Origin of the sequence: Corynebacterium sp. HMSC056F09 (assembly GCF_001815785.1) — a bacterium.
GTDB classification, from domain to species: Bacteria; Actinomycetota; Actinomycetes; order Mycobacteriales; family Mycobacteriaceae; genus Corynebacterium; species Corynebacterium hiratae.
In genome coordinates this window covers 25,016-39,155 of record NZ_KV821975.1, presented here as the reverse complement: position 1 = coordinate 39,155, position 14,140 = coordinate 25,016, and the positions used below count along the sequence as shown (strand labels likewise).

At 62.1% G+C, this 14,140-nt stretch carries 12 protein-coding genes and 2 tRNA genes; 5 read left to right on the top strand and 9 right to left on the bottom strand.

Annotated features, from left to right (window positions below; translation table 11 throughout):
- The first annotated feature begins 21 nt into the window (after nucleotides 1–21).
- The gene (locus HMPREF3056_RS12145; protein ID WP_049154325.1) at nucleotides 22–603 is read left to right on the top strand and encodes an NADPH-dependent FMN reductase; all 582 of its coding nucleotides are present in this window, start codon (nucleotides 22–24) and stop codon (nucleotides 601–603) included.
- Nucleotides 604–775: 172 nt separating this feature from the next.
- Here HMPREF3056_RS12145 and tig read toward each other — a convergent pair whose 3' ends face one another.
- From tig to HMPREF3056_RS12130, 3 genes are all read right to left on the bottom strand, one after another.
- Nucleotides 776–2,134, bottom strand: coding sequence for a trigger factor (tig, locus tag HMPREF3056_RS12140; protein ID WP_070754949.1), 1,359 nt, complete (start codon nucleotides 2,132–2,134; stop codon nucleotides 776–778).
- 73 nt (nucleotides 2,135–2,207) lie between these two features.
- A tRNA-Pro gene (locus HMPREF3056_RS12135) sits at nucleotides 2,208–2,281 on the bottom strand.
- A gap of 137 nt (nucleotides 2,282–2,418) precedes the next feature.
- Complete coding sequence (locus HMPREF3056_RS12130) at nucleotides 2,419–3,237, bottom strand: hypothetical protein (protein WP_070754948.1); 819 nt, start codon at nucleotides 3,235–3,237, stop codon at nucleotides 2,419–2,421.
- 187 nt (nucleotides 3,238–3,424) lie between these two features.
- Between HMPREF3056_RS12130 and HMPREF3056_RS12125 the strand changes: the two genes are divergently transcribed.
- Nucleotides 3,425–3,499, top strand: a tRNA-Gly gene (locus tag HMPREF3056_RS12125).
- A 153-nt stretch (nucleotides 3,500–3,652) separates the two neighbouring features.
- Entirely contained in the window at nucleotides 3,653–4,480 is an 828-nt protein-coding gene (locus tag HMPREF3056_RS12120) for an aldo/keto reductase (protein WP_070517926.1), read from the top strand.
- On the opposite strand, the gene HMPREF3056_RS12115 is transcribed toward HMPREF3056_RS12120, so the two are convergent.
- Both HMPREF3056_RS12115 and HMPREF3056_RS12110 read right to left on the bottom strand, forming a co-directional pair.
- Nucleotides 4,477–4,950 carry a ribose-5-phosphate isomerase gene (locus tag HMPREF3056_RS12115; RefSeq protein WP_046647313.1) on the bottom strand — a complete coding sequence of 158 codons (474 nt, stop codon included), beginning with the start codon at nucleotides 4,948–4,950 and terminating at the stop codon, nucleotides 4,477–4,479. The genes HMPREF3056_RS12120 and HMPREF3056_RS12115 overlap by 4 nt on opposite strands.
- A gap of 37 nt (nucleotides 4,951–4,987) precedes the next feature.
- Nucleotides 4,988–5,602, bottom strand: coding sequence for a mycothiol-dependent nitroreductase Rv2466c family protein (locus HMPREF3056_RS12110; protein ID WP_070511991.1), 615 nt, complete (start codon nucleotides 5,600–5,602; stop codon nucleotides 4,988–4,990).
- 99 nt (nucleotides 5,603–5,701) lie between these two features.
- Here HMPREF3056_RS12110 and pepN point away from each other — a divergent pair, with 99 nt between their 5' ends.
- The gene (gene pepN / locus HMPREF3056_RS12105) at nucleotides 5,702–8,242 is read left to right on the top strand and encodes an aminopeptidase N (RefSeq protein ID WP_070701691.1); all 2,541 of its coding nucleotides are present in this window, start codon (nucleotides 5,702–5,704) and stop codon (nucleotides 8,240–8,242) included.
- A 178-nt stretch (nucleotides 8,243–8,420) separates the two neighbouring features.
- Nucleotides 8,421–9,518 carry an HNH endonuclease signature motif containing protein gene (locus tag HMPREF3056_RS12100; RefSeq protein ID WP_070754947.1) on the top strand — a complete coding sequence of 366 codons (1,098 nt, stop codon included), beginning with the start codon at nucleotides 8,421–8,423 and terminating at the stop codon, nucleotides 9,516–9,518.
- A gap of 264 nt (nucleotides 9,519–9,782) precedes the next feature.
- Here the strand turns inward: HMPREF3056_RS12100 and HMPREF3056_RS12095 are convergent, their stop codons facing one another.
- The 4 genes from HMPREF3056_RS12095 to HMPREF3056_RS12080 are packed head-to-tail and all read right to left on the bottom strand — an operon-like array spanning nucleotide 9,783 to nucleotide 14,140.
- The gene (locus HMPREF3056_RS12095) at nucleotides 9,783–10,529 is read right to left on the bottom strand and encodes a GntR family transcriptional regulator (RefSeq protein WP_070546577.1); all 747 of its coding nucleotides are present in this window, start codon (nucleotides 10,527–10,529) and stop codon (nucleotides 9,783–9,785) included.
- A gap of 56 nt (nucleotides 10,530–10,585) precedes the next feature.
- On the bottom strand, nucleotides 10,586–11,260 hold the full coding sequence (locus HMPREF3056_RS12090) for an SDR family oxidoreductase (RefSeq protein WP_070511984.1): 675 nt from the start codon (nucleotides 11,258–11,260) through the stop codon (nucleotides 10,586–10,588).
- 18 nt (nucleotides 11,261–11,278) lie between these two features.
- The gene (locus HMPREF3056_RS12085) at nucleotides 11,279–12,466 is read right to left on the bottom strand and encodes an alkylhydroperoxidase domain protein (protein ID WP_070511980.1); all 1,188 of its coding nucleotides are present in this window, start codon (nucleotides 12,464–12,466) and stop codon (nucleotides 11,279–11,281) included.
- Between the two features lie 27 nt (nucleotides 12,467–12,493).
- On the bottom strand, nucleotides 12,494–14,140 hold the full coding sequence (locus HMPREF3056_RS12080) for a dipeptide ABC transporter ATP-binding protein (RefSeq protein WP_070754946.1): 1,647 nt from the start codon (nucleotides 14,138–14,140) through the stop codon (nucleotides 12,494–12,496).

Below are 14,140 nucleotides of genomic sequence, written 5' to 3'. Positions count from 1 at the left end.
AACTAAGAAAGAAGGTTTACCATGACCACCCCACGTATCAGCGTTATCGTCGGCAGCCTGCGCCGAGAGTCATTTGCACGCAAGATTGCACACGAGGTGCTCACGATGATCCCTGAAGACTACGAGGCAAACATCGTGGAAATCCGTGACTTGCCGCTCTATGACTTCGACTACGATGACCCCGCCGTCACGGACAAGCCCACTCCGGCTGAGTACACCACCTTTCGCGAGACCATCAAGAACTCGAGCGGGATCCTCTTCATTACGCCCGAGAACAACCGCACTATCCCTGCCTGCCTCAAAAACGCAGTGGACATCGGCTCTAAACCCAACTCAGATGTGGCGTGGAAGAACCTTCCCGCAGGTATCATTAGCCACTCTGTAGGCCGCATGGGCGGCTACAGTTCACAGAAGAACCTTCGCCTCGCCCTGTCCTACTTCGATATGCCGCTCCCTGGTCAGCCCGAAGTATTTCTGGGCCAATCCCCCACCCTTTTCGAAGAGTCCGGACATCTCAATCAACGCACCGCAGACTTTGTCAAGGATTACGTCATGCGCTTCCTGCAGCTAACCGACGAGGCCGGTAGAGCCACGAACGGCTAGCGATATCCCTAGCCAACACCCATCACGCCCTCTACGAAGTACTCAAAGACTCCTAGAGGGCGTTCACAATGACAAAACCCCGGATTCAGGCTCATCCTTGAGTTACCTGAATCCGGGGTTTCATGCGCGCTCGCCACCACACATGTGGCAGCAGCGCGTTACAAGCGGGAGATTACTTCTCCTCGGAAGCTTCAGCAGCGTCCTCTTCTTCGATCTCACCGAAGTACTGGTCAACGTCAACCTTGTTGCCGGCCTCGTCGGTGACCTCGGCGCGGCAGATAGCCGTTGCCAGGGCCTTGCCGCGGCGAACGTCGGAGAACAGGTTGCCCAGCTGGTTGCTGGACTGCAGCTGCTGGATGAACTGGTTCGGGTCCATGCCGTAAGACTGCGCGGTGAACAGGATGTGGTCGGTCAGCTCCTGCTGGGACACCTCCGGCTCCTCGATCTCAGCCAGGGCGTCGAGGAAGAGCTGGGTGCGAACGGATTCCTCAGCGGACTTGCGAGCATCAGCGTCGAACTCCTCGCGGGTCGTTCCCTGTGCCTCAAGCAGCTGGGCCAGCGCCTTCTCGTCGTGAGCCAGCTGACCCATGACCTGGTGCAGCTGAGCGTGAACCTGCTCATCAACGATGGAGGACGGCAGCTCGAAGGAAACCTCTGCCAGAGCGGCCTTCAGGACCTCATCGCGGATGGCGGCAGCCTGCTCAGACTTCTTGGTCTCCTCGACGCGGGTCTTGGTATCCTCGCGCAGCTCGTCGATGGTGTCAAACTCGGAGGCCATCTGTGCGAACTCGTCGTCGAGATCCGGCAGCTTGCGCTCCTTGGTCTGCTGGACGTGGACCTTCACGGTGGCCTCGTCGCCCTCGTGCTCACCGGACTGGATGGTGGTGGTGAACTCGTTGTCCTCATCGGTCTTCATGCCGCGCAGTGCGGTATCGAGACCCTTAATCAGGTTGTCGTCACCGATGCGGTAGGTCATACCCTCGTGGGAAGCCTCATCGAGCTTGGTGCCATCAACCTCAGTGGTGATGTCGATGATGGCGTAGTCACCGGTCTTCATCTTGCGCTTGGTGTCCTTGAGCTCACCGAAGCGGGAAGCCAGATCCTCAAGCGCCTTGTCGACGTCCTCTTCGGAGGTCTCCAGCGCCGGCACCTTAACGGAGATCTTGGAGAAGTCCGGTACCTCAAACTCGGGGCGGATATCTACCTCAGCGGTGAACTCGACAAAATCGTTGTCCTCCAGCTTGGCAATGTCGATCTCCGGCTGACCAATGACCTTGAGATCGTTTTCGGTAACAGCCTGCTCGTAGCGGGACGGCAACATGTCATTGACTACCTGCTCGAGGATGGGGCCACGACCAAAGCGGGCGTCGATAAGCTGGCGCGGAGCCTTGCCCTTACGGAAGCCCGGGATGGAAACCTGCTGCGCGATCGCCGCGTAGGCCTGATCGATTTCCTTGTCCAGCTCAGCGAACGGAACGTTGACGGTGAGCTTGACGCGGGTATCGCTCAGCTTGTCTACGGTGGTCTTCACGAGAAACTCTCCTGATTGTGATCGTTCAAAGATGAAATTAAGGGGCCTGGATGAGTGTCCAGGCCCCCATACGTCGGGGCGACAGGATTTGAACCTGCGACCCCCTGCTCCCAAAGCAGGTGCGCTACCAAGCTGCGCCACGCCCCGTATGGAAAGCCTCTGCGCCCGGAAGTTCCGCACGCAGCTGCGCTTCATACTGGGGCTAGTGTACCGATAGCTGCTTGACTATCCCAACACCGGCCCCAATTAAACTTTGTTTCCCCACGTCAGGGGCAGCTTTAGCGCTAGAAGTCGAAGTCGAAATCAAACATTCCGCCATCACCCCCGTCGCCGCCAAAGAGGCCATCGAAGAAGCCGCCTTCCTCGCCTCCTCCGACATCGCCAGCGCCCATATCACCGGCTCCGTCCATGGCACCGCCGTCCATGCCTTCAGCGCCGCCGAGGTCTCCACCCCAGTCGCCGCTTTCAGCCGCCGCGGCGGAGTAGCCCACTCCCGCCATGCCGGCAAACATCGCGTTAAACATCATGGAGTAGCCCACCATCCACACGCCGGTGGTCAGCGCATCGGCCCACCACGGGCGGGAATACCAACCGGCCGGGACCGGGCGTCCAGCCACGACACCGCCCGGGTAGTAGTTGGGGGTTTCTGCAGATGCGCTTGGCGACGCCGTCAGCGTCTCCCCGTTTGCCTCCACCGTACGGGTCTCCGTCACCTTGCCGGCCTGGCGCTGGCCCTCCAGCGGTGGCAGCTCCGGGCCCGGATCCATGCCCATAATCTCGCGCGCGGCCGCAACGTAGTAGAGCCCCTCCAGTGCAGATTCGCGCGCCAGGTGCGCCTGCTTCGCTGTCGTGGCCTGAGAAATTGCCGAATTGGCGGCGGTGAAACGCTCGGAAGCATCCGCCATGGCCTGCTGGGAGGCGGTATCCGTGCCGCTGAGGTTCATCACCTGACCGCCGAGACGCTCAGTCCAGCGGCGCGCATCCGCCATCGCGTCATCAAAACGTTGGGATTCTCGCAGCTCCTGCTGCTTCTTCCCGTTACGCGAGGACAGAAACCATGCGCCGCCACCGACGACAAGGATAAGGAGCAATAAAGAGCTCACGAAAGCACCACTTTCATCTCAGAGTCGAATTGTGCGTTGTTGCAATTGTCTACCTACCCAAACTAACGCCCTTGGCCCTGTTCTAGTTCCCATTTTTCTTTCAGCGACCACGTGCGCTAAAGTAATCGGCACGCCGATTCAACGGCTTTCAAAGTCAAGGCCTTGAAAGTTGAAGATTGCCGGTTGTGGGAATGTCGTATAGTGGCTAATACCTCAGCCTTCCAAGCTGAAGACGCGGGTTCGATTCCCGTCATTCCCTCCAAGAAAAGCTGCACTGAGCACCTCTTTTAGGTAGCCGGTGCAGTTTTAGTCGTTTTCGCACCCGCTGGGGATGACCGCTCGGATTGCCGCCGCATCATGCCTGGCCATGCATCTTTTCTGTCAGAAGGCGCCGCCCCTACGTAGAGTGGGCCGCATGACTGTACCCAATATTGAACTCAACGACGGCAACACCATCCCCCAGCTCGGCTACGGTGTCTTCAAAGTCGACCCCGCCAAGACCGAGGAACTGGTCCTCGAAGCCCTCAAGGTGGGCTACCGGCACATCGATACCGCTGCCATCTACGGCAACGAGGAAGGTGTGGGCCGCGCGATTGCCAAGTCCGGCATCCCCCGCGAGGAGCTGTTCATCACCACGAAGCTGTGGAACGACCGCCAGACTGATGCGGCCGCAGCTCTCGACGAGTCTTTGGAGAAGCTAGGTCTCGATTACGTGGACCTCTACCTCATCCACTGGCCCTGCCCAGATAACGGCCACTACGTCGAGGCATGGAAGCAGCTCATTGAACTAAAGAAGGCCGGCAAGGCCAAGTCCATCGGTGTTTCCAACTTCGAACTCGAGCACCTGGACCAGCTAGAAACCCAGACTGATGAGACCCCCGTGGTCAACCAGGTGGAGCTGCACCCCTACCTACAGCGCTGGCGTGAGCTCGATGCCTTCCGCGCCCACCAGGTGCACATCGAAGCCTGGGGCCCACTAGGCCAGGGTAAGACGGACCTTTTCGAGCAGCCGGAAATCACCGAGCCTGCCGAAAAGTATGGCGTCTCCCCCGCCCAGGTGATCATCCGCTGGCACCTGCAAAATGGCGTCATCGTGTTCCCGAAGTCCGAAAACCCGGAGCGCATCGCGCAGAACTTCGATGTATTCGGCTTCGAACTCGATGAATCCGAGATGGCTGCGATTACTGATCTTGACCTCGGGGAAGAGGGCCGCGGCGGCACTCACCCCAAGGACATGAACTAGGCCTCCGGAAGCTCCGGCGGAATGTTGGTGCGCTCGTACTCAGCAAGAATGTCGATGCGGCGCTGGTGGCGCTCAGCACGGGACCATTCCTGATCCAGGAAGGCATCCACGATCGCGAGTGCCTCCTCCTCGGAGTGCATGCGGCCACCGATACCGATGAGCTGGGCGTTGTTGTGCTCGCGGGCCAGGCGTGCGGTCTCCGGGGACCACGCCAGGGCGCAGCGCGCGCCCTTCACCTTATTCGCGGCGATCTGCTCGCCGTTGCCGGAACCGCCCAGTACGATGCCGAGCGAGCCCGGATCGTTGACGGTTCGCAGCGCGGCCTCAATGCAAAATGCCGGGTAGTCATCCTCGGCGTCGTACTCGTGGGCACCGCAGTCAATGACGTCGTGGCCCTGCTTCTTCAGGTGCTCGGCGATGATGTTTTTCATCTCGAACCCTGCGTGGTCTGCTCCTAAATAAACGCGCATGGCCCACATCCTACCGGCCTGTGGGCCATCCCACGCACTAAACCTGCGGGGATTCGGTGCGGGAGCGCTTGAGTTCGAAGAAGTACGGGAACTTGGCGAGGCGCACGGAGGCGTCGAAAAGCTCGCCGGCTTCCTCGCCGGTGGGAACGCGGGTAATGACCGGGCCGAAGAAAGCGGTATCGCCGAACTTCACCACCGGGGTGCCGACCTCATCGCCAACCTCAGAGATGCCGCGGTTGTGGAACTCGGTGAGCTTCTCATCCATCTCTTCGGTGTTGGCCACGGAGGCGAAGGTGGAGGGGAGGGAGACGTCGTCAAGCGCCTGCTTGATGATGTCGTCGTAGGCGCCGTAACCCTTCTTGCCGCCCTGGCCCTCCGTGTGGATGCGGGTGCCCATGGCGGTGTAGAAGGCGTCGACCTTGTCCGGGGCCTCCACGGCAATCTTGGCTGCTACGCGGGCAGGGCCCCAGTTGGCCTCCATCATCTTCATGTACTCCGGGTCCAAGTCGCGGCCCTTGTTGAGCACGGAGAGGGACATCGGCTGGAAGGTCACCTCGATATCGCGGACCTTCTCCACCTCCTTAATCCAGCGCGAGGTCAGCCATGCGAAGGGGCAGGAGCAGTCGAACCAGAAGGTTACTTGTTGGGCCACAGTAAATCTCCTTTGCTTGTGTAGTCTGTGGCACCCCACCCTAGGCGTGTGACTACGCTGGTGCAGAGACTTAATCACCGACGAAGAGGAGTAACCTACATGACCTCGATTAACCTCACCCGCGAGGAAGCCCAGCAGCGCTCCGGCATGCTGGAGGTAAGCCACTACGACGTCGCCCTCGACCTCACTGGGGAAGAGTTTTTCACCTCCACCACGGTGGTGAAGTTCCGAGTTAAGAAGGCCGGTTCTACGTTTATTGACTTGCGCGGTGACGAGCTTCTCGAGGTCCGCCTAAACGGCGCTCCCCTGCCCACCAGTGCTTATGACCCGACGTACGGGATCCCGCTGTCGGGTTTGCAGGTGGCGGAGTATGAGCTGAAGGTCGTGGCGAAGATTCGATACTCCCGCACGGGCGAGGGCCTGCACCGCTTCGTCGACCCGGTCGACGGCGAGGCTTACCTCTACACCCAGTTCGAGACTGCCGACGCCAAGCGCGTCTTCGCCTGCTTTGACCAGCCGGATCTGAAGGCTACGTACTCGCTGGCTCTTGAGGTTCCGGAGCACTGGACAGTGATTACGAACTCCCCCATCACGCGTTCAGGCAACACCGTGCGCGCGGCGGTGGATTACCCGCTGTCGACGTACCTGATTGCTCTGTGTGCGGGCCCGTATGTGGGCGTGACGGATACGTGGACGGGCACGCTGGCGGAGCACCCGGAGGGCTCGCCTGCTAAAACCGTTGAGGTGCCGTTGGGTATTTATTGCCGCCCCTCGCTGCTGGATTCGCTCGACGCCGAGCGCCTGTTCACGGAGACCAAGCAGGGTTTTGATTTCTACCACCGCAACTTCGGCTTTGCCTACCCCTTTGGCAAGTACGACCAGATTTTCGTTCCGGAGTTCAACGCCGGCGCAATGGAGAACGCCGGCTGCGTGACCATCCGCGACGAGTATGTTTTTACGTCGCAAGCCTCGCACTACAAGTACGAGCGCCGCGCGGACACCATTCTGCACGAGCTGGCGCACATGTGGTTCGGTGACCTCGTGACCATGCAGTGGTGGGATGACCTGTGGCTCAACGAGTCCTTCGCCACCTGGTCGGCGGCGATTTCCCAGGCGGAGGAGACCCAGTACGACACCGCGTGGGTGACCTTTGCCAACGTGGAGAAAGCCTGGGCCTACCAGCAGGACCAGCTGCCCACGACGCACCCGATTTCCACGGATGCCTCCGATATTGAGACTGTGGAGCAGAACTTCGACGGCATCACCTACGCCAAGGGGGCGTCGGTGCTGAAGCAGTTGCAGGCGTACGTGGGCCGCGAGAATTTCTTCGCTGGCGTGCGCCGCCACTTCCAGGAGCACCAGTGGGCCAACGCTACTTTCGGGGATTTGCTGCGCCACCTCGAGGAGGCCTCGGGGCGCGACCTGTCCTTCTGGGCACAGCAGTGGCTGAAGACCACGGGAGTGAACACTCTGGGTGTGGCGTTGGAGACGGACGAGTCCGGCACCATCACACAGGCCTATCTCACCCAACGTGGCGATACTCTGCGCACCCACCGCGTCGCCGTCGGCGTCTACGCCCTGCAAGGAGAGAAGGTGGTGCGCACCGAGCGCATCGAGATGGATATCGATGGCGCCTTTACCGAGATTCCGGAACTCATTGGCCGCAAGCAGGCGGACATCGACTTTGTGCTGCCTAACGACGATGACCTGACCTACTGCCTCATCGAGCTGGACGCCGGTTCCTTGCAGTTCCTATTGGAGAATGTCGACAAGTTCGAAGACCCCATGGCCCGCACTTTGTGCTGGTCCACCGCCTGGGAGATGACCCGGGCAGGTACCATGCGCGCCCGCGATTTCGTGGCGCTTGTCGCCCGCGGCGCGGCGGCGGAGACCGAGCTCGCCGTGCTGGAGCGCATCCTCTCCCAGGCCGCAACGGCCCAGTCCACCTATGCGGACCCCGAGTGGGCAAAGGAGGATACGCAGCTTGCCGACGCCCTCCTTGACGGCGCCCGCTCCGATAACGCCGAGCGCTCCATCGTCTTCACCCAGGCGCTGGCTGGCATCAAGCTTCACGACGCCTCCCGCACCTTCTTCCAAGAGCTCCTTCAGACTTCCTCGGATGCGGGCCTGCGCTGGAAGGTGCTCACCGCGCTTATCGCCGATGGCTCGCTTGCCGACGTCACCGGCCCCGAGGCCGCCGGCGCCGCCATGACGGCGGTGGCGGAGGAACTCAAACGCGATAACACCGCGACGGGCTACCAGGCCTCGCTTAAGGCGTTGGCTGCCGTAAACACCGAGGACAACAAGCGCGCGGTGTGGGACGAGATTGTCGCCGGTGAGCTGGGCAACCGCGACTTGGAGTCGAAGCTGGCGGGCCTGACGTTCGTAGGCGCCGACGAGCTCCTGCCGAGTGCAGAGTTCTTCGACGTGGCGGAAAAGATCTGGTCCGCGCAGTCCAACGAGATTGCCTTGACCACGGTGACCGGCTTGTTCCCGCGCTGGGATGTCAGCCAGGAGACCCTCGACCGCGCCGACGAGTTCCTCTCCCGCGACCTGGCCGGTGGCCTGCGCCGCGCCGTGACCGAGCAGCGTGACCGCCTCGCCCGCGCCCTGCGCAACCGCGCCGTCGACCGCGGTTAGCACACGCATCTAGCCCCTCCCCTGAGGGGCTTTTCTCATGCCAGTTCCGAGCCCGTGTTTGGCGCTTATCCCGACCTGTGATCCACAATCTCCCCACTACACGTGACGCATCCCTTCTAAGCAGGGATTTTGTTCCTCCGGTTGCGAGGCTGCGGGTGCTGCTTTAATCTTCGTGCCCATGGGGGATATCGAAACCTACCTCCGCCTCCGCAACTTGGGGATTGCGCTGGTGGAAAACATACCTGGCACACCCGATGAGCTTCGCGCGCTCGGTGCAGACCCAGCCGACGCCACCGAACTCGCAGGCCTGCACCAAGTGTACTTCGGCCCCACCCGCTTTACCGGCAAACAACGCAAAGCCCGTGCGTCCGCACTCACCCAACGCCACAGCCTGGGCACCCTCACACTCATTGAAACCTACGTTTCAAAAGTAAAGAAAACCCTCGACGCCTGGAACCTGAGAGTCAGACTTACCGCCACACCCGCACACCGCATCCCCACCGTCGCCGCCACACGCCTGAAAGAACTGCGTTCCAAACGCATAGCCAAACCAGGGGTGCGCATCACCTACCGCGCACAAGGCCCCAACACCCTTTCCATTACTGACGATGCCACCACGATTGCCAACATGCGCGCAGTCCTAGAATCCACCAACACCGACCTGCTTCAAGCCGCCAACGACGTCTTCTTCAACCAAGAAACAGCCGGCACTAAGCCTTCCGTGCGCACCCAAGTCATCGTCACCCTGAACGAGTTGGATCAAATCATCAACGGTGACGGGGACGAGATCGAACTCAACCTCACCAACGGTGGGCGCATGACAGGCGCTGAGTTTCTCACCCACAAGTTTGCCGAAATCGGCTACGCCACCATCGTCCACCCTGTCGAAGGGCCTATTAACACCTGGCGGCTAGAACGCGGAGCAAACTTCAACCAACGCCTTACCCTGCACGCCGAATTCCACACGTGTTCTAGACCAGGGTGTAATAAGCCAGCTGATTACTGCCAAATCCATCACCTCATCCCCTGGCAAGCAGGCGGCTACACCAACATTAAGAACCTGACCTTCCTGTGCGCCTACCACAACGGTATTAACGATGATGACCCTTTAAAACCCACCGGGCGCGGCTACATGTACCGGCTGAATACCGGGGTTAGTTTCATCCCACCCTGGGGAACACCGATAACCGCGATGCCCGAATACCAGGAAGCAGTCGCCAGACTCAACACCGAACAAGCAGGACAACCACCAGAGGAACCACCCGACAGCAGCTAACACCCACAGCCACCACACGCAGCAACGGCAGAAAGGAAACAGCTAACCACCAGCGACAACACTGCCACCCGCAGACCACATCAAGGCACGCGGGCATATCGGCGATCCTTGAGCACGATTCACGCGCTTCCCGCTGAGGGTTAAGCCCTTAAAGAACGAAACCCGCCAACCGAAAGATGGCTGACGAGTTGGCGTGCTTTAACGCCTCCCCAAAGGGACACACCTAATGACGGCTGCCCCCGCAGGGTCGCAGACTCATAGTGTTTAGTCGAGGGTCGGCGTGGGGTCCTCGCCGACGACAACTTCCACCGTGACCGCATCAGGGCGCAGGGTCTCCTCCAGCTGAGCGGCTACGAGGCCGCCCTCTGCTTTGACGGTTCGCGTAATGCGCAAGACCGGTTGGTTGCGTCCAACGCCCAGGGCTTTCTGCTCCTCCGTGCGCGCGGTGGCGGCCACGAGAGAATCCCGCTTAAATACGGGTGCCAGGTCAAGCTCCGTCAATAGTTCAGTCAGCGGCTTCTGCATTTCCTCTTCCGTGAGGTGCGGTGCCAAGGCCTGCGGGATAAGAAGCGTGGAGACCATGATGGGCGATCCTTCAGTCATCTGCACCGTACGGCACTCCCACACGGCATCACCCTCCTCAATCCCGAAGGCGGAGGCAAGATGGCCCGGAGTTTCAATCAACGCCAACGACAGCACCCGCACCTCAACCTCAAGGCCATGCTCACGCAGCTGGTCGAGGGCGCTGCGCCCGCTCGTCAGGCTCAGCGTCGGCGGGGTGGCACGCACGAAGGTGCCGCCGGTGCGCCCACGCTTGCGGTCGATAAGTCCCTCGATCTGGACGATGTCCAGGGCGTGGCGCACTGTCATGCGCGCCACCTTGTATTCCTGAACCAATTCCCGCTCCGTGGGGAAGCGATCACCCGGCTTCAGTTCGCCGGATTCAATCTTGCTCCGCAGCGAATCCGCGATCACCAAATAGGCGGGGCGGCGGCGTTGAGAGGTGGACACGCCTCATAACTGTACCGTGTGCTGGGTTTTTCGCATCTTGAGAGAAAACGCGCCACCTACTTGCGCTGGTTTAGCTCAATGCGTGGGCGCACGCGGATCTCAGTGAGCTGCGTGGTAGGGCCGGCATCAACGGTGGCGCGGATAGCCTTCGCCACCTCGACTGGGGCGATGACATGCTCCGGGTTGTAGTCCTGCAGGCCCTGCAGCATCGGGGTATCCGTCGGGCCCGGCGCGACGGTGGACACGCGGATGCCGAGCTCGCCGAGGCGCAAGCCGTCGGCAAGCGCGTACAAAGCATGCTTCGTGGCGGCGTAAATGACGTTGTCACCATAGGAGTGAATGCCGGCACCGGAGTTAATGAACACCACAAGCCCTTCCGCCGCACGCAGCGCGGGCAGAAGCTGGCGGGTCAGCTCGGCTGGCACGTGCACGTTGAGGTCCATCTGCGCGCGCCAATCCTCTGGCCTAGCGCTTTCCACAGAGCGCTTATCCGCCCGCGCCGCCGCATGCACGAGCACGTCGACGCGTTCAAGCGAAGCCAGTTCGGTGGGGAGCGCTGCGCCGTCGAGAAGCGACAGCAAGTCGATTTCCACCGGCACGATGTTCTCCGCCTCCGGCAGCTCCCCGGCGCGCCGGCCCAGGGCATACACGCGGTGGTCCCGGGCAAGATCCTTGATGATCTCCGCGCCCATTCCACCCGTCGCACCAGTTACAACGGCAGTTTTCACCATGGTTGTTCCTCCTTCTCGTTAGCGGAAACGCTTCGGTACATCCGGCTCCCCCAGCGTCAGCATCAGGCGGTTGGCCCAGTTGAAGAACGCGGTGGAGTTGATGACATCGATGATGGCTAGGGTATCGAATCCCACGGCCTCGAGGCGCTCAACGTGGGAGGCGTCGAACGCAAAGGGAGACTCGGTCAGGGCCAGAGCGGCATCGCGGATGGCAGACCACTGCGCCGAGCCCAGGTCAGCATCTACGCCTTCCTCGAGCAGGCGGTCAATCGCCGCGGCGTCACCGCCCTCCTCCTTCGCGCGCTGCTGGTGCACCGACGCGCAGTACTCGCAACCGTTGAGGCGCGAGACTACCGTGGCGGCCAGCTCACGCTCGGCGCGGCCGAGGCCGCCGTCGGTGTTGTAGAAGATGTCCAGGTCCGTGAGCGTGCGCGCCTTGAGCGCTGCTGGGTCGCGGGCTAGCAGGCGGAAGTACTCCATGTCGATGCGCTCGGGCTTAATCAGCGCATCACGCTGCGCGTCCGTGAACTCCTCCTTCGGCTGCGGCGGCACCCAGGGCTTCCAGCCCAGCGAGTGCGCCACGAAGCCCTGCGGCTTGGCGACGTCCGGCACCAACGTCCCCTCCCCCGGCACCCACTCCGGGGTCTGGGTGGGGCGCGGCGCCTCAGTCACGGGCGCGGGCTGCGCGGCACCGGCAAGCACGGAGAGGCCGTACACCACGCGCAGCTGGAAGGATAGGAAGCTGACCAGCTGCGCCAGCGTCACGATGTCATCGTTGGACCACCCGGCCGCCTGCAGGTGACCAATCGCAGCCGGGGAGGCGTCCTTGGGGTGGAAGACCAGAAGGTGGGCGAAGTCAAGGGCGGCGGCGAGGCGCGGTGAGCCCTCGAAAAGCGTGAAGCCGCCATCGATGTACGGGCCGCTGGTGATGCCGCGCTCTACAGCGCGGGCTATCTCGGCGGCGAGCTCCTCCGATTCCTCCGCCAGCAGGTCAGAATAAAAGGCGACGGCAGGAGCCGCCTGATACACGCCCGCAACAAACGTCGCGATAGCGTAGCGCTCCGCATAGCTAAACGTGCCGGGCGCTGAAGGCTCGAGGAGCGCGGCGAAGGAGGCTTGTGCGTTCTCCTTTGCTTCGGGCCGGCGCTCGCGCAGCTGAGCCACGTCTCCCTCAACACCCGCCAACAGGTTTATGATGTCTGCCATGAATTAATCCTTTCGTTTTCGCCCAGGCTACAGGCCCAGGTTGAGGTCGCCGGCGCGGTAGCGCGAGCCGGGGATGGCCTCGATGAGCTTCCGGGTAAACGGTGACTGCGGGTTGCTGAAGACCTCTGCCGTAGGCCCGCACTCCACCTGCTGGCCCTTCGAGAGCACCGATACGGTATCGGAGATTTGGTTGACCACCGCGAGGTCGTGCGAGATGAAAATGTAGGTCAGGCCGAGCTCCTCCTGCAGCCGCGCCAGCAGCCGCAGGATCTGGGCCTGCACGGTGACGTCGAGGGCGGATACTGCCTCGTCGAGGATGACCAGCTCCGGTTCCACGATCATGGCGCGCGCAATGGCCACGCGTTGGCGCTGGCCGCCGGAGAGCTCGCGCGGGCGGCGGTCGTAGTAGTCCGGGTTCAGCGCCACCAGGTCCAAGAACTCCTTAGCCTTTTCCTTGGCCGCACTTGCACGCGCCCCCTTCAAGTTCCTCAGCGGCTCCGCTACCGTCTGGCCGATGGACTGCTTGGGGTCCAGGGAGCCGTAGGGGTTCTGGTAGACCAGCTGGATGTTGTTACGCTCTTCACGCAAGGCCTTGCCGCGCAGGCCCACGATGTCACGCCCGCCCACGGTGATGCTGCCCGATGTCGGGGTGTTGAACATGGCGATGCTGCGCCCAGTCGTGGTCTTGCCGGAGCCGGACTCGCCCACGATGGCGTGGGTGGATCCCTTGGCCACGGTGAAGGAGATGTCATCGACCGCGGTGAAGTCGCCGAAACGCTGGGTCAGGCCCTCGACGCGCACTAGGGGCTCGACCGCCGCGCGGTCAGTGATTGCGTTGGCCTTAGCTGCGGCGCCGGCGTCGGCGACGGTGAGGGAGGGGGCGTCGGCAAGCAGGCGTTTGGTGTAGTCGTGGCGCGGGTTCGTCAGCACCGTGGCGGCTAGGCCCTCCTCGCGCAGCTGGCCGGACTCCATGACCACGACGCGGTCGGCGCGGTCACCGGCCACGGCGAGGTCGTGGGTAATGAAGAGGATGCCCATGCCGAGCTCCGCGCGCATGTCATCGAGGAGGTCGAGGATGATCTTCTGCACGGTGACATCCAGCGCGGAGGTGGGCTCATCGGCGATGATGAGGTCGGGCTCCAGCGCCACGGCGGCGGCGATGAGCACGCGCTGCTTCATGCCGCCGGACAGCTCGTGCGGGTACTGGTGATAGCGGCGCGCAGGGTCATCGATGCCGACGCGCTCCAGCAACTCCAACGCCTTAGCCTTGCGCTCGGCCGCAGTACCAACCTTGTGGATGCGCAGCCCCTCCTCCACCGAGGCGCCGATGGTCTGCACCGGGTTGAGGGAGTTGTTCGGGTCCTGCGGGATGAGGCCGATGCGCCGCCCACGCAGCTCACGCCACTCGCGGCGACGCAGCGAAGTGATATCGCGGCCATCGAAGGTGATGGTTCCGGCATCGATGGTGGCATTCGAGGGCAGCAAGCCGATGGCTGCCATGGCGGAGGTGGTCTTGCCGGAGCCGGACTCGCCCACGATGGCGGTCATCTGCCCCGGGTGAACCTCGAGGTTGACGCCTTGCACGGCGGAAACGTCACCACCTGCGGTGGAATAGGACACGTTCAGATCCCGCACGCTGAGCAGGGGCTGCGCTGCATTTTTTATAACAGTCAT